At 55.9% G+C, this 15519-nt stretch carries 18 protein-coding genes and 2 tRNA genes; 8 read left to right on the top strand and 12 right to left on the bottom strand.

What is annotated here, in order from left to right; genetic code table 11:
- Positions 1-99 precede the first annotated feature (99 nt).
- From C8N36_RS15335 to C8N36_RS15320, 4 genes are all read left to right on the top strand, one after another.
- Positions 100-1221 (top strand): type III PLP-dependent enzyme, encoded by a 1122-nt coding sequence (locus C8N36_RS15335; protein ID WP_097805706.1) that lies wholly within the window; start codon positions 100-102, stop codon positions 1219-1221.
- A gap of 60 nt (positions 1222-1281) precedes the next feature.
- The gene (locus C8N36_RS15330) at positions 1282-3576 is read left to right on the top strand and encodes a xanthine dehydrogenase family protein molybdopterin-binding subunit (protein WP_097805705.1); all 2295 of its coding nucleotides are present in this window, start codon (positions 1282-1284) and stop codon (positions 3574-3576) included.
- Complete coding sequence (locus tag C8N36_RS15325; RefSeq protein WP_097805704.1) at positions 3557-4651, top strand: DUF2235 domain-containing protein; 1095 nt, start codon at positions 3557-3559, stop codon at positions 4649-4651. The genes C8N36_RS15330 and C8N36_RS15325 overlap by 20 nt, the downstream gene beginning before the upstream one ends.
- 155 nt (positions 4652-4806) lie before the next feature.
- On the top strand, positions 4807-5274 hold the full coding sequence (locus C8N36_RS15320; RefSeq protein WP_097805703.1) for a CoA-binding protein: 468 nt from the start codon (positions 4807-4809) through the stop codon (positions 5272-5274).
- Positions 5275-5353: 79 nt separating this feature from the next.
- On the opposite strand, the gene C8N36_RS15315 is transcribed toward C8N36_RS15320, so the two are convergent.
- From C8N36_RS15315 to hisA, 4 genes are all read right to left on the bottom strand, one after another.
- The gene (locus tag C8N36_RS15315) at positions 5354-5662 is read right to left on the bottom strand and encodes a phosphoribosyl-ATP diphosphatase (RefSeq protein ID WP_097805702.1); all 309 of its coding nucleotides are present in this window, start codon (positions 5660-5662) and stop codon (positions 5354-5356) included.
- The gene (gene hisF, locus C8N36_RS15310) at positions 5662-6420 is read right to left on the bottom strand and encodes an imidazole glycerol phosphate synthase subunit HisF (RefSeq protein WP_097805701.1); all 759 of its coding nucleotides are present in this window, start codon (positions 6418-6420) and stop codon (positions 5662-5664) included. The genes C8N36_RS15315 and hisF overlap by 1 nt, the downstream gene beginning before the upstream one ends.
- A 19-nt stretch (positions 6421-6439) precedes the next feature.
- Positions 6440-6934, bottom strand: coding sequence for a DUF2867 domain-containing protein (locus C8N36_RS15305; protein WP_245910858.1), 495 nt, complete (start codon positions 6932-6934; stop codon positions 6440-6442).
- A gap of 78 nt (positions 6935-7012) precedes the next feature.
- Complete coding sequence (gene hisA / locus C8N36_RS15300) at positions 7013-7735, bottom strand: 1-(5-phosphoribosyl)-5-[(5-phosphoribosylamino)methylideneamino]imidazole-4-carboxamide isomerase (RefSeq protein WP_097805700.1); 723 nt, start codon at positions 7733-7735, stop codon at positions 7013-7015.
- A 139-nt stretch (positions 7736-7874) separates the two neighbouring features.
- Here hisA and C8N36_RS15295 point away from each other — a divergent pair, with 139 nt between their 5' ends.
- Positions 7875-8258, top strand: coding sequence for a DUF2147 domain-containing protein (locus C8N36_RS15295; RefSeq protein ID WP_097805699.1), 384 nt, complete (start codon positions 7875-7877; stop codon positions 8256-8258).
- 56 nt (positions 8259-8314) lie between these two features.
- Here the strand turns inward: C8N36_RS15295 and hisH are convergent, their stop codons facing one another.
- Both hisH and C8N36_RS15285 read right to left on the bottom strand, forming a co-directional pair.
- Positions 8315-8950, bottom strand: a complete 636-nt coding sequence (gene hisH / locus C8N36_RS15290) for an imidazole glycerol phosphate synthase subunit HisH (protein ID WP_097805698.1) — start codon at positions 8948-8950, stop codon at positions 8315-8317.
- 52 nt (positions 8951-9002) lie between these two features.
- Positions 9003-9653: a TetR/AcrR family transcriptional regulator gene (locus C8N36_RS15285; protein WP_170125887.1), complete on the bottom strand. Its 651-nt coding sequence runs from the start codon at positions 9651-9653 to the stop codon at positions 9003-9005.
- Positions 9654-9713: 60 nt separating this feature from the next.
- Between C8N36_RS15285 and C8N36_RS15280 the strand changes: the two genes are divergently transcribed.
- Complete coding sequence (locus C8N36_RS15280) at positions 9714-10328, top strand: DUF2306 domain-containing protein (protein WP_097805696.1); 615 nt, start codon at positions 9714-9716, stop codon at positions 10326-10328.
- Between the two features lie 47 nt (positions 10329-10375).
- Here the strand turns inward: C8N36_RS15280 and hisB are convergent, their stop codons facing one another.
- Complete coding sequence (gene hisB, locus C8N36_RS15275; protein ID WP_097805695.1) at positions 10376-10963, bottom strand: imidazoleglycerol-phosphate dehydratase HisB; 588 nt, start codon at positions 10961-10963, stop codon at positions 10376-10378.
- Positions 10964-11254: 291 nt separating this feature from the next.
- On the opposite strand from hisB, the gene C8N36_RS15270 reads away from it, so the two are divergent.
- A complete protein-coding gene (locus C8N36_RS15270) occupies positions 11255-12646 on the top strand; it encodes an MATE family efflux transporter (protein WP_097805694.1) in 1392 nt (463 codons plus the stop codon).
- A complete protein-coding gene (locus C8N36_RS15265) occupies positions 12643-13071 on the top strand; it encodes a glyoxalase superfamily protein (protein ID WP_097805693.1) in 429 nt (142 codons plus the stop codon). The genes C8N36_RS15270 and C8N36_RS15265 overlap by 4 nt, the downstream gene beginning before the upstream one ends.
- Positions 13072-13190: 119 nt before the next feature.
- Here the strand turns inward: C8N36_RS15265 and C8N36_RS15260 are convergent.
- From C8N36_RS15260 to C8N36_RS24890, 5 genes are all read right to left on the bottom strand, one after another.
- Positions 13191-13265, bottom strand: a tRNA-Gly gene (locus C8N36_RS15260).
- A 23-nt stretch (positions 13266-13288) separates the two neighbouring features.
- A tRNA-Gly gene (locus C8N36_RS15255) sits at positions 13289-13363 on the bottom strand.
- A 162-nt stretch (positions 13364-13525) separates the two neighbouring features.
- The gene (locus C8N36_RS15250; RefSeq protein WP_097805692.1) at positions 13526-14344 is read right to left on the bottom strand and encodes a helix-turn-helix transcriptional regulator; all 819 of its coding nucleotides are present in this window, start codon (positions 14342-14344) and stop codon (positions 13526-13528) included.
- Between the two features lie 301 nt (positions 14345-14645).
- Positions 14646-15167 (bottom strand): DUF2314 domain-containing protein, encoded by a 522-nt coding sequence (locus tag C8N36_RS15245; RefSeq protein ID WP_170125886.1) that lies wholly within the window; start codon positions 15165-15167, stop codon positions 14646-14648.
- Positions 15168-15396: 229 nt separating this feature from the next.
- A partial coding sequence (locus tag C8N36_RS24890) for a biotin/lipoyl-containing protein (RefSeq protein ID WP_146227648.1) occupies positions 15397-15519 on the bottom strand: 123 nt, incomplete at its 5' end.

Below are 15519 nucleotides of genomic sequence, written 5' to 3'. Positions count from 1 at the left end.
TGCAATATGTCGTTTATTTTCGGGCAGATTGGCAGATTTGACACGTGAAATCGAGGGTTTAGATGCGCATTCTGCTGATACAGGCAAAGGATACGCATCATGGGACGTTTGGAAACAATTTTGGAATCGCCTCAGATTTGGCTGCGCAACGAGCGCCCCGATGAGCCGATTTTTTTCTTTAACCCCGAACAGCTGCGGGCAACGGCACAACACTTCTTGAGCGGATTTCCCGGAGAGGTGACTTATGCCGTCAAAGCCAATCCGCATATCGATGTGCTGGCGGTGTTGGCCGAAGAGGGGGTGACAGCCTTCGATGTCGCGTCGCCGGACGAGATGATGCGGGTGCGGCAGGTATTGCCCAATGCGCGGCTGCATTACCACAATCCGATCCGCTCGAGAGATGAAATCGCCTTGGCGCGTCTGTACGGTGTGGCCAGTTGGTCGGTTGACCGGATGAGCGAGCTGGACAAGCTGGGCGATATAACCGGCGTTGAAATCGCGGTACGGTTCAAATTGCCCGTCGCAGGGGCGGCCTATGATTTTGGCACGAAATTCGGGGCAGAGCCAGAATTGGCGGTAGCTTTGTTGGCAGAAGTTGCCAAGCGCGGCGGAGTTCCTTCAATGACCTTCCATCCGGGGACGCAGTGCCATGATGCCCAAGCGTGGGTCAGCTACATCGGCAAGGCGGCCGAGATTGCCCGTGCTGCCCGTGTACAGTTGCGGCGGCTCAATGTTGGCGGTGGATTTCCCGCGCATCGCTGTGACCGTATGCCGGACTTGGACGGAATTTTTGCGGCCATCATAGGCGCGGTGAAAAACGGGTTCGGGGATGCCCCCCCTAAGCTGGTTTGCGAGCCGGGACGGGGGATGGTTTCGGAATGCTTTACCTTGGCTTTGCGCGTTAAAGCACTGACCGACGAGGCGGTGTTTTTGAACGATGGAATCTACGGAGGTCTGAACGAGTGGCGCGACCTTGGAACCGGTGAGCGGGTGGACCTTGTGACACCAGAATTCGGCAAGCAGCCCGATAAACGCGTAGATCGGATTGTGTTTGGCCCGACCTGCGACAGCCTTGACCGGTTGCCCAGTCCGCTCCCTTTGCCCGACGGGATTGCGGAAGGAGACTATCTTTTGTTTCATGGAATCGGGGCTTATTCGTTGGCGCAGGCCACCCGATTTAACGGATATGGGGCGCAAGAGGTTGTTACGTTGCGCAGGTAGTCTGGACAGGGGCGTCATTCGGACTACAGTTCACAGACTGCTTTGGCGTAAGAGGACCCCATGGATAAATTTGGTAAAAGCCAGCCTGTTAAACGGGTTGAAGATATCCGCTTGTTGGTTGGGCAAGGCCGCTATGTGGATGATATTGCGCCTGTCGATGCGCTTCATGCCTATGTGTTCCGCTCCCCTGTGGCGCATGCGCGGATCACCGAGCTTGATGTACGTGATGCGGTGGATGTGCCGGGGGTGCATGCGGTTATTACGGCGTCCGATTTGGACAAAGCGGGGCTGGACACCGGTATGGCATTTTCGTCTGCCCCGATGCGCGATGGATCAAAGGCACCGCGCCCCAAGCGGCCAATCCTGGCCGAAGATCGTGTGCGATTTGTCGGCGAAGCGGTTGCGGTTATCATCGCAGAAGACCTGAACGCGGCCAAGGATGCCTCTGAGTTGATTGTCTTCGACTATGACGAATTGCCGGTTCATATGGCGTTGCAGACCGGTGGACCTGCTTTGCACGCAGAGGTGCCTGACAATTGCGCCTTTGACTACGGGCTGGGCGACGAAGTAGCGACGGCCAAGGCGTTTGAAACGGCGGCGCATGTTGTGAAACTGGATGTCAGTGACAATCGGGTGATCGTGAATTCACTTGAGCCGCGCGGATGTTTTGCAGAAGTCGTCGAAGGCCGTTTGCATCTGTCCTTTGGCGGGCAAGGCGTATGGGGCATGAAGGGCGAATTGGCCCGCGTTTTGCATCTTGATCCCGCCGACATTCGCGTCACGAACCCCGACGTGGGCGGTGGCTTTGGCATGAAGGGCATGGCTTATCCTGAGTATTTTGTCACCGCCTTTGCGGCGCGGCAGCTTGGGCGTCCGATCCGGTGGATGTCGGACCGAACAGAGGCGATGTTGTCAGACAATGCCGGACGTGATCTGACATCCTGTGCCGAAATGGCCTTTGACGAAAATCACCGCATTTTGGGATACCGTTTGCACACGCTTAGCAACCTTGGTGCCTATAATTCGCAATTTGCCCAGATGATCCAATCGCATCTGTTTTCGCGGGTTTTGACAGGGGTCTATGACATCCCAGCGGCCTATATGCGATGCGAAGGGATTTATACCAACACCACACAGGTTGATGCATATCGCGGTGCTGGTCGGCCCGAAGCGATCTATTTGATCGAACGGGTGATGGACCGCGCAGCCCGCGAGTTCGGGATTGATCCTCAGGCCTTGCGCCGCATCAACTTTATCCGCCCTGACCAGTTTCCCTATCCGACCATTCCCGGTGAAACCTATGATGTTGGCGATTTTGACAGGGTGTTGACACGGGCCGAAACCGAGGCCGATCTGGCGGGGTTTGACGGACGCCGCGCGGTATCGAAAGCGCACGGAAAACTCCGCGGGATTGGACTTTGCTATTACATCGAAAGCATCCTTGGTGCGCCTGACGAAGACGTAAAGGTGGATTTCACCGATGATGGCGGCGCGATAATTTATGTCGGTACGCAGTCAAACGGGCAGGGGCATGAAACGGTTTTTGCCCAGTTTTTAGCGGATCAAACCGGTATCCCTGTAGACCGGATCGAGGTTGTTCAAGGCGATTCAGATCAGATCGAACGCGGCGGCGGTACGGGTGGATCGCGCTCTGTCACGGTGCAAACCAATGTCACACTGTTGGCCGTGGCCAATATGGTATCCGGCTTTGCCGGGTTTTTGGCAGAGCAGGCCGGAGTCGACGCCGCAGATGTGAGCTTTGACGATGAAAGTTTTCGCATCACAGGGTCGAATGTGACCCCAACCATGCTTGAGGTTGCGCAAATGGCCCGAGAGGCGGGGCGCAGTGATTTGCTGACTTGGAAAGCCACTGCCAAATTGCCTGGACGCAGCTTTCCCAACGGGGCGCATTTTTGCGAAGTCGAGATTGATCCCGCCACAGGTGCAACGCATGTGGAAAAATATACGGTTGTTGATGATTTTGGTAACCTGATTAATCCTATGCTGGCAGAAGGTCAGGTGCATGGCGGTGTTGCCCAAGGGCTTGGACAAGCGCTGAGCGAACGGGTGGTATTTGACGACGAGGGCCAGTTGCTCACGGCGACGTTTATGGACTATGCGATGCCGCGCGCCGATACTATGCCGATGATCCGCTTTGAGACCGAAGCGGTGCCGTCGACCACCAATCCCATGGGGATGAAGGGGTGCGGTGAGGCGGGGACCGTCGGGGCGATGGCCGCTGTGGCAAATGCAGTGCAAGATGCGCTGTGGGCGCACGGGGTCAAACAGGCTGATATGCCATTCACACCGCAAAGGGTGTGGGAAATGTTGAAGGATGCAGGACACAAGCCATAACTCATCAGGACTGACGGACAGGTTTTTCGGATGGATCCGCAAGCGGTTTGCATCGGACCATTCGGCGTTGACCCCCAGACGCGGGCCGCGCGACCATGTTATCATTCTGGACGGCACGGCTTCGACCTTGAAACGGGGCGAAGAAACCAACGCCGGGCTGACGTTTCGTTTGTTGCAGGCGCATGGGCAAGCATCGCTTTATTATGAGGCGGGCATACAATGGCGCGATTGGAAAAGCACCCATGAGGTGGTTTTAGGGCGCGGGATCAATCGGCAGATTTGCCGGGCTTATGGGTATCTTGCGTCGCGGTATCGACCCGGCGACCGAATCTTTCTGGTCGGGTTTTCACGCGGAGCCTATGCAGTACGTTCGCTCGCTGGGGTGATTGATCAAGTTGGTTTGTTGCAAGCTCAACATGCGACAGAGCGGAATATCCGGCAAATCTATCGGCTGTATCGTTATGCGCCTTCGGGCACATCTGCTCAGGCGTTTTCGCGTCAGTTTTGTCATGATCAAGCCCCGATCGAAATGATAGGGGTGTGGGATACGGTTAAAGCTTTGGGGCTGCGTCTGCCTCTATTATGGCGATTCAGGCTGCAAAGCCACACATTCCACAACCATGAATTGGGCGATTCGATCCGCCGGGGATTTCACGCATTGGCGCATGACGAAACACGCATGGCCTTTGCGCCTGTCTTGTGGAGTTGCCGCCCTGAATGGTCCGGAAAAGTCGAACAGGTTTGGTTTCGCGGCGCGCATGGAGACATCGGTGGCATGATCGGCCCCACGCCCAAAGCGCGTGCATTGTCCAACATCCCCTTGAAATGGATGCTCGAAAAACTGAACCAATCCGGCGTTGACCTACCCGAGGGGTGGCGCGACGAGATCCATTGCGATCAGGATGCGCCATCGGTTGGAACCTGGCAGGGATTTGGAAAGTTGTTTTTGTTTCGTCGAAAACGGGTAGTTGGACAGGAGTCTTCCGAGAGTTTGCACGAGAGTTTGAACCAGCGTTTGCAAAGGGTTCCAAAGGATCGTTTTGGCGGCGCAAGCGTTTTTTTCACAAAAGGGTGAAGGGGGTTTAAACTGTGGCATGAATGTCTATATTGAATGCAGGACGCGGGGCCGGAACCCCCGCGACGCCTTTGACTGTCCCTCGTTCCGCTACTGGCGCCCGGTCGTGACCCGGGCGCCTTTTTCTTTGCTTATTGTTGGGCTAGGGTCGGGGAATGACGTATTCAGACCCGTTCCTCAAAGATATCTTGACGCATACGCGGGTGATTGCCGTGGTTGGGGTGTCGATGAATCCTGTCCGTCCCAGCTATTTTGTAGCACGTTACTTGACGCTAAAGGGGTTTCGGGTGGTTCCGGTCAATCCGATGTCGGCAGGAAAAACGCTGTTTGGCCAAGAAGTGTTGGCCAGCTTGAGTGACTGTCCCAAAGATGTGGATATGGTCGATATTTTTCGCCGGTCAGAACTGGTGGGGCCGATTGTCGACGAAGCGATCGACGCGTTTCCAAACCTGCGTACGATCTGGATGCAAATCGGGGTAGAGAATCAGGACTCAGCCGCAAAGGCCGAAGCGAGTGGTTTGAACGTGGTGATGAACCGCTGCCCGAAGATTGAATATCAGCGCCTGTTTGGCGAGCTGCGCATGGGCGGGTTTGCCACTGGTGTGGTGTCTTCTAAATTGTGACGCGACAAATAGGACGAGAACGGCGCTGTTTGCTGTGCAAATGCGCCCCGCCCACCGTCCCGCAGCCTGCGGATGATCTCTAGCGTGCTGCTTTTTCAGCTATACCGGAGGTGCCTTGCCGGCGGGCCAATTCACCAAGAACATCATCAAGTGCGATATCGCGCGCGGCCAGCATTACCAGCAAGTGGTAGAGGACATCCGCTGATTCATATGTCAGGTTTTCACAATCGCCTTTTGCGGCGGCAATGATGGCTTCGATAGCTTCTTCACCAAATTTTTCGGCGCATTTTTCCGGCCCTTTGGCCAGCAGTTTTGCGGTCCAACTGCTGTCGGGGTCTGCAGATTTGCGCGCTAAAATCGTGGTTTCAAGATCGTGTAGTATAGACATCACAGCCTCACTGGAACGCCGGCATCGGCCATGTGTTGTTTGGCCTCGCCGATGGTGTATTCGCCGAAGTGAAAGATTGAAGCGGCCAAGACAGCGCTGGCACCGCCTTTGGTGACGCCCTCAACCAGATGGTCCAGCGTTCCAACACCGCCGGATGCAATCACAGGCACATTGACGGCGTCCGAGATGGCTTTGGTGAGCGGCAAGTTAAAGCCGGCTTTGGTACCGTCGCGGTCCATTGAGGTCAGCAAGATTTCCCCGCAGCCTTTGGCCGCAACGGTTTTGGCAAATTCCACGGCGTCAATGCCAGTCGATTTGCGTCCGCCATGGGTGAAGATTTCCCAGCGGCCCGGCTCGACTGTTTTGGCGTCGATGGCGACAACAATGCACTGGCTGCCAAAGCGGTCTGCGGCATCTGCGACAACGTCTGGGTTTGCGACGGCGGCAGAGTTGAAGCTGACCTTGTCCGCACCGGCGAGCAACAAAGCGCGGACATCTTCCGAGCTGCGCACACCACCACCGACAGTCAGCGGGATAAAGCATTGCTCGGCTGTACGGGTGACAACATCAAACATCGTGCCGCGGTTTTCATGGGTGGCATGAATATCGAGAAAACAAATTTCATCTGCCCCAGCGGCATCATAGGCGCGGGCAGCATCAACAGGATCGCCGGCGTCGCGCAAGTCGACAAAGTTCACACCTTTGACAACGCGTCCATCTGCGACGTCAAGGCAAGGAATTATTCGAGTTTTGAGCATGGTGCGGCTCCCGTAAGGCTTAGAGGGCTTCTACGGTGTCGCGTTGTGATTGGCCAGAGATTGTATGGCGTGCCACGCGCGACAGTGCATTTCGGGCTATGGCGATGTGGAACGGCATAATACTGGTCAGATAAATCCGCCCGCCCAGATTGTTGACATGCACCCAAGTCGCCAAGTGAACATGGCCGTCTTGCTGAAGCACCGAGACTCGAAAATTGAGGTGCTTGTCGTCAAACCCTGCGATCAGTTCATGATCTGTGTCCGAAACGACCGGGAAGGGGCCGACGCTGTCTAAGTCGTTGTTGTCGGATTGTTTTAGGCCAAAGGGACTGGTGATCAGGCCGCGTAGAGCGAGCAAAGGGCGCACCCAATCGGGAAAGTTGGTGATAATCTCGGCGGCAGGCCTCGGTGCCATGTTTGACGCCACACGATAGCAATCCAGAAAATCGTCCGGCGCGTGCATTTGGTGCAAGGCACTGGTGGCGGGCAGGGGGCAATAGAACACTTTGGACACGGTAATCTTCCTCTTCAGGCAGAAGATATGCCGCACATGCAGCATTGAAACCGTGGCAAAGCGTCCTGTTTTCAGCTGTTATGCCTTGAGCAGAGCCAAAGCGTCTTTGAGGTCAATTGCGCCGTCATACAGCGCGCGGCCTGAGATTGCTCCGTTCAAGGGGGCCCCGCATTCGTTCAGGTCCTTGAGGTCGGACAGGGACGACACGCCGCCCGAGGCAATGACGGGGATCGTCACAGCTTTGGCCAATGCGGCAGTGGCCTCGACGTTGGGGCCTTGCATTGCGCCATCACGGTTGATGTCGGTGTAAATGATCGCTGCAACACCGGCATCCTCAAAGGATTTCGCCAGATCTGTGGCGTCGACATTGGTCACTTCGGCCCAGCCTTTGGTGGCGACTTTGCCGTCTTTGGCGTCGATTCCAACAGCGACCTGACCGGGAAAGGCGCGGGCGGCTTCGCGCACCAGTGCGGGGTTTTCAACTGCGACAGTGCCAAGGATGACGCGTGCCAAACCTTTTGACAGCCACATTTCGATTGTTGCCATGTCGCGGATACCGCCGCCCAGCTGCGCCGGGGTTTTGGTTTGGCTCAAGATGGCTTCGACTGCTGCGGCGTTCACAGGTTCGCCTGCGAAGGCACCGTTCAGGTCAACAAGGTGCAACCATTCGCAACCGGCCGCGACAAATTCCATCGCTTGGGCGGCAGGATCGTCGCTAAACACTGTTGCTTTGTCCATATCGCCGCGCAGCAGTCGCACTGCGTTGCCGTCTTTCAGGTCGATTGCCGGGTAAAGGATCATGGCTGGGGCCCCTATCTTTGCGCTTGTTTGCCCATTAGTCTGACGCCACGAAACATGCAAGTCGACCTTGGGTCACGCTTGATCGGCGGGTGACGCGTACGTCAAGCTGAAAGCGATCTCAATGGGAGGAGAGCGAGACATGAAAAGACTGGCATTGATAGCCGCCTTAACCTTGGTTGGAACCGCCGCGTTGGCGGACCCGATTGCAGGCGTCTGGAAGACACAACCGGATGATGGTGCCTATGCCCACATCAAAATGGCCCCCTGCGGAGGCAACATGTGCGGGACAATTGCGCGGACATTCAACGATACGGGCGAATACAATTCCCCCAACAAAGGCAAACAGCTGGTCCGGAACATGGCTCCCAAGGGGGGCGGAGCCTATGAAGGCAAGGTTTGGCGTCCGTCCAATGACAAGATCTATCTGGGGAAAATGCAGCTCAATGGCAACAAGATCAAGCTTAAGGGCTGTGTTGCCGGCGGTCTGATTTGCTCAAGCCAGACATGGACCCGTGTGAATTAAGCTTGGCATTCCGAAACGTTAAAGGCCGCTCAGTCTGGGCGGCCTTTTTTTGTGGCTTAGGGTTTCCAGCGTAGGAAATTGGCAATCATCCGCAGTCCCGCATCGGCGCTTTTTTCGGGGTGGAATTGCAACCCGATCCGGTTGTCGCGCGCTACGATTGCGGTGATGTCATTGCCATAATCGACATGGGCAACACGCTGCGTAAGATCATCCATATGCATTTGGTAGGAATGCACAAAATAGGCATGATCGCCGGTTTTCAAACCGTCTAAGACCGGATGCGGCTGTTCGATCACTAGATCGTTCCAGCCCATATGTGGCACCTTTAGCGCTTTGTCTTCGGGGGTGATTTTGACAATCTCTCCGTTGATCCAGCCAAGGCCATCGGTCTGTTCATATTCGTGCCCTTTGCGGGCCATCAACTGCATACCGACGCAAATGCCCAAAAACGGGCGGCCTTTAACCTCGACCGCTTCGACCATCGCGTCAAAGCATCCAGAGGCACGTAGTGCAGCGGCACAGGACGGAAAAGCTCCGTCGCCGGGCAGCACAAGGTGATCGGCTTTGGCGACAACATCGGGGTCGTCTGTTATGACCACCTCGGTGCCGCCGATTTCAGTGGCCATGCGCTGAAACGCCTTTTCCGCCGAATGCAAATTTCCGCTCTCATAGTCGATGATTGCTGTCAGCATGGTATGGCCCTTTCCTACGTTGTGCTTCGATTGCCGCGAAGCTGCGCCGGGGTCAAGTCCCTCGCAACACTGGTAGGTGATCCAGAAGCGAGATTACCTGATCAAATCCCGGTCCGCAGGGGTGTTCTGGGGTGGTGCCGCCAAAACGGCCAGTCAGTTGCAGTGTGGCGTAGCCGTGGATCAACGACCAAACTTGGGATTCGACGATAAACGGATCGCCATTTTCGGGCACAAAAGGCGCGCAGGTCTCTCGCAGGACATCATATCCCACTGCTACCGTGTCGGTTTCAGGCTTTGTTTGCAGATCGCCAATGACCTTGATTGAAAAGGCCAATTCAAACAGGGCCGGATTGTCGATTGCAAAGTAGATATAGCCGCGGCAGATCGCCTTGAGCCGTTCATGAGCATTCGATCCGGCATTGTTGCGCGCATCCAGCATGTAGTTGCGAAAGATGCGAAACCCTTCCTCCGAGATAGCGGCCCTTAAGCCTGCAACTCCATTGAAATGATGGGCGGGGGCGGCATGAGATACGCCGGCACGGGCGGCACAGCGCCGCAATGTCAGCTTGCTCAGACCGTCTTCGATCAAAATCGACACGCCCGATTCGATCAATGCAGCCCGCAGGTTTCCATGATGGTGCGGAGTTTTTTCAATTGCGTCAGTCATTTGGGTAGACGGTATCAAGATGATTGACAGTGTCAAGTTATCTTATATGTTGACGCTGTAAAGTTGACACTGTCAATTTAAAATGGAGATGTATCAATGCCTGCTTTTTCAAAACTCAATTCTATTTTACTTTGGACCTTTTCACTGCTCGTCGCCCTTGTATCGTGGCGGTTCATGGTCTTCGGTGTCGATGTATCAATGCCCGCGATGGTGCATCATCTGGACGGTGCAAAGCTGGCCTTCTATATTCACATAATCTGCGCCCCGATTGCTTTGGCTATCTTGCCGTTTCAGCTGTCACCCAAGCTGCGCAAGACCCGTTTGGGGCTGCACCGGTGGTTGGGGCGGGTCTACGGCGTGGCGATTTTGCTGGCCGGTGTTGCAGGGCTGATTATTGCGCCTGATGCGGCCACGGCCACGGGGGCGGTTGCCGGTTTGGGCTTTTTCTTATTGTCAGCGGCATGGCTTGTCACAACCGGCCTTGCGATTTGGCACGCCATTGGACGCCGCGTCGTGCAGCACCGACAATGGATCATCCGATCCGCCGCGCTAACGCTGGCCGCAGTAACGTTGCGGATTGAAATGCCGCTGTTGATTTGGGGATTTGGGTTTGAGACTGGCTATCAAAGCGTCGCTTGGCTTTGCTGGGTGCCAAATCTGGTGCTGGCGGAATGGTATTTACGCCGTCAGCCCTGGGGTGTTGCGGCTTGATGCACCGCTCTGGTATCAAAAAGGGGGCCGCAGCCCCCTTGGAAAGTTTACAGCATGCCCTTGGTCGACGGGATGGCGTCGGATTTGCGCGGATCAGGTTCAACCGCTTCGCGCATCGCCCGTGCCACCGACTTAAAGGCCGCCTCGGCGATGTGGTGGCTGTTGATGCCGTGCAGCGCATCGACGTGCAAGGTGATGCCGCCATGGGTGCTGAAGGCTTGGAAAAACTCACGCACCAGCTCGCAATCGAACGTGCCGATCTTTTGCGTGGGCAGATCAAGGTTCCAGACCAGATAAGGGCGGCCGGACAGGTCCAGCGCTGTGCGCACCAGCGCATCATCCATCGCCAGAAGGCAATCGCCATACCGGCGAATTCCGCGTTTGTCGCCAAGCGCTTGAATCAGGGCTTGGCCCAAAGCAATGCCGACGTCCTCGACCGTATGATGATCGTCGATGTGCAAATCACCATCGCAGCGCACAGTCATGTCGATCAAGGAATGGCGCGACAGTTGATCCAGCATGTGGTCAAAGAACCCAACCCCGGTTTTGTTGTCATAAACACCGGTTCCGTCGAGATTGATCTCGACCGAAATTGCGGTTTCGGCGGTTTGGCGGCTGATTTGCGCGCGGCGCATGGCACTCTCCTCTGGACTAAGCTGGCTTATAGAAAACGAGGGCACCGGTGCCAAGGTCCGCCGGCACCAGCGTCTTCGATTTGTGGCTCTGAGACCATGGCCCTTGACGCAGACAAACAATGTGCCTAGCTATCCGTCTAGGCTGCTGACGCCTGCCACCCGCAGACATTTGTCATGGTGAAGTTCAGTTTCAGAACAATCTACCTATCCTCCACGTCTTCGCGCGGATGGCAATGCGGGTCCTATTCTTTTCCGGTTTCCGGCGCGATTGTAACGAAGAGGAAGACAGGTATGTCTGCCCCCAATGACAACACGTTTCTCACTCAATCTTTGGGTGTGACTTATTTAAAAACTGCTTTGCCGATCATCTTTGTCATGGCAGTGAACGGGGCTTTGGCTGTCGCCGATGCGCTGTTTCTTGGCCATTATGTCGGCCCTCAGGCCTTGGCGGCGGTGACCTTGATGTTCCCGTTGTACATGGTGATGATTGCCTTATCGACACTGGTCGCCAGCGGCATGTCGAGCCGCCTTGCGCGCCATCTTGGGGCGGGTGATATCTATACTGCGCAATCCGACTTTGTTGGAGCGCATGGGCTTGCTATCACTCTCGGGCTTGGTCTCATTGTTTTGTATGTCCTGCTTGGGCAGCCGACGGCGTTGCTTTTGTCTGCCGGAGATACCGAACTGGCCGATTTGGGCCTGATCTATTTGCGCATCACAGTGTTGGCCTCGCCCTTGATGTTTGTGCTGTCCGTCAACTTTGACGCCCTGCGCAACGAAGGGCGGGTCGGGTTTATGGCGCTGATGGGGGTCTTGGTCACCCTTGCAAATATCGGCTTTAACTATCTGTTGATCGCCCGGTTTGATATGGGCGTGGCGGGGTCGGCCTATGGCACGATCCTCGCGCAGTTGCTGTCATTCAGCATTGTTCTGGCATTTCGTTTGCGCGGTAAAACCCATCTGCGGCCACAAACCCTGTTTGAGCATCGTTTGACCAGCTCTTGGGGGCGTATTCTGGCGCTTGGCGCGCCGCAAAGTCTGACTTTCGTCGGTGTGGCGCTTGGGTCGGCAGTTGTTATTGCGGCGCTGCAACTGGTGGACAGCCCGCGCTATGCCGACACTGTTTCGGCCTATGGGATCTTTACGCGGGTGATGACCTTTTGCTTTATGCCGCTATTGGGCCTGTCACACGCCATGCAAACGATCACGGGCAATAACTACGGGGCCAAAGCATGGGCCCGCTCTAACGGCAGCTTGAAAATCGCGGTTGTGGTTTCACTTGTCTATTGCGGTATGGTGCAATTGGTTCTGACGGTGTTTGCGCAGGAGGTCGGGGCCGCTTTTGTGGACGATCCGGCGGTGATTTCCGAGGTGGTGCGGGTGATGCCCATTGCCGTTTCCCTATTCATTCTGGCAGGGCCGACCATGATGGTTGCCGGTTATTTTCAAGCGATCGGTGATGCGGGGCGTGCTGCCCTGTTGGGATTATCGAAACCGTTCCTGTTTGCGATTCCTTTGACGTTTTTACTGGCTTTGACGATTGGCGAGATGGGGATTTGGCTGGCCGGCCCGATCGCGGAAATCCTGGTGCTAGGATTGCTGACACTGGTGTTGAGCCACAATGCTCGCGGCGGTGTCTTTCACTACGGTGTGTTTCATTCAACAGCGGAGGGGCAGTCATGACGCGGCTTCTCCCGACACTCAGCGGGGCCAAGGCCGAGGCCAAAGCCCTGCGTGCATCCAAGGCCGTTGAAGGCGTTGGGCTGTCGCATTCAGCTTCGTTAGAGCTGATTGCACAAAGCTATGGGTTTCGCGATTGGAACACCTGCAAAAGCAAATTACCGGAGTTGGCCCAAGGTCTTGCTGTAGGGGCCCGCGTGCGGGGGCGGTATTTGTCCCAACCATTTGATGCAACCGTTGTGCGGTCTATCGAGCGTACAAAAGGCTGGACGGCGGTCGCGCTGGATTTCGATGTGCCGGTCGATGTTGTGCGCTTTGACAGCTTTAGCAATCTGCGCAAACGGGTGTCTGCGGTGATCGGCCCTAATGGCCACACGCGCGAGCACACATCAGACGGCGTGCCGCAGCTTATTCTGGATCTGATTTGAAAAGGTGGGGCAGGGGAAACTCTGCCCCTCATCAAGCGAGGCTGAGGACCAAATCCACAACAGCAGAACCCGCGCTAAAAGCGCTGCGATTTCAAACTGTTCTAAGATAAACTGACAGATGGAGCGGGCGAGGCGATTCGAACGCCCGACCCTAACCTTGGCAAGGTTATGCTCTACCCCTGAGCTACGCCCGCAAACCATCTTGTCGTTTTCGTTCTGGAGCGGGCGAGGCGATTCGAACGCCCGACCCTAACCTTGGCAAGGTTATGCTCTACCCCTGAGCTACGCCCGCACCTGAACGGTAGAGGCGATTTAGGCCGTGTAGCCGAGGGGCGCAAGTGGAAAATTGCACTAAGTCGAAGTTTTTCTTTTCCGCCACCGATCTGGCTTTGATTGCCGCTGACTGATGCGGGTTTCGGGGCGGGCATGAACACGGGTTTGGGAGTATGCAGGGCTACCCAGCAGCCATCTGGGGGTTGGCCATTAGGGCGTCCGCCGTCAAATCAATGCGCATGGCCATCGCTGCCAGATGGGCGCGATTGCGAGCACCGGTTTTTTGTTGAACAGCAGCCAGCCGTTGCCGCACGGCAGAAAATGATATGCCCAGTTGATGGGCAATCTGCTTGTCCAAAAGACCCATTCCAACCAATCTGATCAATTCAGATTGCTTGTCGGTCAGCCGGGTTCGAAGCACGAACTCCTGCTTATAAAGAGAGACATAGCGTGCATGGGATGCCATGGCGGCGATGTGTAGGCTACAGCCGAAGCGTTCGATCTGGGACATGAACTCATCAGGGTGCATATGGCTGCCAAAAACCATCACAGCTTTGTCGAAAGCGTCGCCTGAAATTACAGGAATTGCGAACGCGGTGGTCATGTCCAATTCTTGCAGCATTGCCATTTGACGACGGTGGGTTGCGTCGGAAACCAAGGGATCGCGCACATGCAAGAAGGTGGGGGTCATTTTTACCCCATTGGGGTCAGAAGCGGCCAATTTCAGCGCCATTGGACTGTGGGCCAAGCGATCATGACAAGCTTGCGTTGCGGTGGTTACAATGCGCCAGTCCTGCGGTTGCTCTGCAGGATCATCCAGCGAACTCACCGATTGGAAGTAGGCAACCTGACCAAGCCCGAAAGCCGCGCTTAGCTGTCTCAAATGGCCCCATGTTTCGTCGGTACTTTGTGCTGTTCCGAAGTGCTGTAGAAATTGCAGCAGGGGGGCGGGGACAATGGCCTCAGGGCCGTCAAAGTGGTTTGGTGTAAAATGTTCCATACCCACATGATACGAGCAGACAGCGCGGGATCTCAGTCAGGAATACCGGTATTAAATTTGCCTTGAGGTCAGGAATACCGGACGACAAAAGCGAAACTTTAGCGTTGCAAAACTGAAATTGGAACGACAGGCCGAATTTCGGCGAGGGGCGGCAAATCTGGACCGGCGGGGATTCGTGTTGCTTTGACCAACGTATGGCGCGGTAACGTGATGGGCGCGGCCAGAGCAGAGGCATTTATTCGCGCGCTATGCCCCCCCCGCGGCCACTTGTGCCCGTCCGGTCGAGCAGCGCGAAACTGCATTATTTTTCGGGGTTAAACCGCCATCCAGGCGGCAGCGGATTGTTTACCAGCGTTGCCTGGTATTTGGCGGCGCGCTCGGGGTCCATTGATTTGATCAAGACGCGGGTGGTGTAATAGCCGTAAAACCGTCCATCCACCGCCTGAACGGCCCAATCTGCGATCTGGTCGTAAAAGAAGCCAACGGTGTCGCCCATGCGCATAGCCGGCATATGGTGCGGGTACCCTGCCAGACGGGCTTCGAACATAGTGCCGTTACGGCGGATCCGGTCGACCCAGATCATTTCAGCCTGAACGTCAGGGTCTTCGACAGGCAAGGCAACCTTCAGGGCCAACGAAGGGCTGAACCACCCGTATCGTTTCTCTGTCGCGCCAAGTGCCGTGGGCAAGGTTGCGCGGGCCGCGGCCCATGCCTGACTGATCTGCCAATCCGAAGATACAACGCGCTTTGGGGCGTCCGCCAAAGCGGGACCTGCAAGAAACACAGCCAGAATATAGCCACAAACCGTCACAGCTTTTCGCAAAACAAACCCTTCCCCATAAGGACTTGTGATGAGGGTAGGGAGTTCGTTGGAGGAGTGCAATGTCAGAAGCAATGACCGGCCTGTCAATTGCCCACAAACATGCTTGGGCCTTGTTTCCTCGGCAAACCAAAAGGCCGCCAAGGGCGAGGGGGCAAAGGTCGTCCCTTGCTCCCATGAAAAAAGCCCCACCAGTTAAGGCGAGGCTTCCAACTTGTTTTTCAACCGGACTTTACCCGAGTTCGATGAGGAGGTCTTTGGCGTCGATTTGTGCGCCTGGAGAGACGTGCAGGGCTTTGATGACGGCGTCTTTTTCGGCGTGGATGCCGGTTTCCATTTTCATCGCTTCGATGGT

Source organism: Pelagimonas varians (assembly GCF_003208435.1).
Taxonomy (GTDB): domain Bacteria; phylum Pseudomonadota; class Alphaproteobacteria; order Rhodobacterales; family Rhodobacteraceae; genus Pelagimonas; species Pelagimonas varians.
The sequence above is the reverse complement of the archived record's forward strand: the minus strand, read 5'-3'. Positions and strand labels throughout refer to the sequence as shown.

Bases quoted from the DNA above. Each gene is read 5' to 3' on its own strand.
- C8N36_RS15335 (WP_097805706.1), top strand. From the start codon at position 100: ATGGGACGTTTGGAAACAATTTTGGAATCGCCTCAGATTTGGCTGCGC.
- C8N36_RS15330 (WP_097805705.1), top strand. From the start codon at position 1,282: ATGGATAAATTTGGTAAAAGCCAGCCTGTTAAACGGGTTGAAGATATC.
- C8N36_RS15325 (WP_097805704.1), top strand. From the start codon at position 3,557: ATGCAGGACACAAGCCATAACTCATCAGGACTGACGGACAGGTTTTTC.
- C8N36_RS15320 (WP_097805703.1), top strand. From the start codon at position 4,807: ATGACGTATTCAGACCCGTTCCTCAAAGATATCTTGACGCATACGCGG.
- C8N36_RS15315 (WP_097805702.1), bottom strand. From the start codon at position 5,662: ATGTCTATACTACACGATCTTGAAACCACGATTTTAGCGCGCAAATCT.
- hisF (WP_097805701.1), bottom strand. From the start codon at position 6,420: ATGCTCAAAACTCGAATAATTCCTTGCCTTGACGTCGCAGATGGACGC.
- hisA (WP_097805700.1), bottom strand. From the start codon at position 7,735: ATGATCCTTTACCCGGCAATCGACCTGAAAGACGGCAACGCAGTGCGA.
- C8N36_RS15295 (WP_097805699.1), top strand. From the start codon at position 7,875: ATGAAAAGACTGGCATTGATAGCCGCCTTAACCTTGGTTGGAACCGCC.
- hisH (WP_097805698.1), bottom strand. From the start codon at position 8,950: ATGCTGACAGCAATCATCGACTATGAGAGCGGAAATTTGCATTCGGCG.
- C8N36_RS15280 (WP_097805696.1), top strand. From the start codon at position 9,714: ATGCCTGCTTTTTCAAAACTCAATTCTATTTTACTTTGGACCTTTTCA.
- hisB (WP_097805695.1), bottom strand. From the start codon at position 10,963: ATGCGCCGCGCGCAAATCAGCCGCCAAACCGCCGAAACCGCAATTTCG.
- C8N36_RS15270 (WP_097805694.1), top strand. From the start codon at position 11,255: ATGTCTGCCCCCAATGACAACACGTTTCTCACTCAATCTTTGGGTGTG.
- C8N36_RS15265 (WP_097805693.1), top strand. From the start codon at position 12,643: ATGACGCGGCTTCTCCCGACACTCAGCGGGGCCAAGGCCGAGGCCAAA.
- C8N36_RS15250 (WP_097805692.1), bottom strand. From the start codon at position 14,344: ATGGAACATTTTACACCAAACCACTTTGACGGCCCTGAGGCCATTGTC.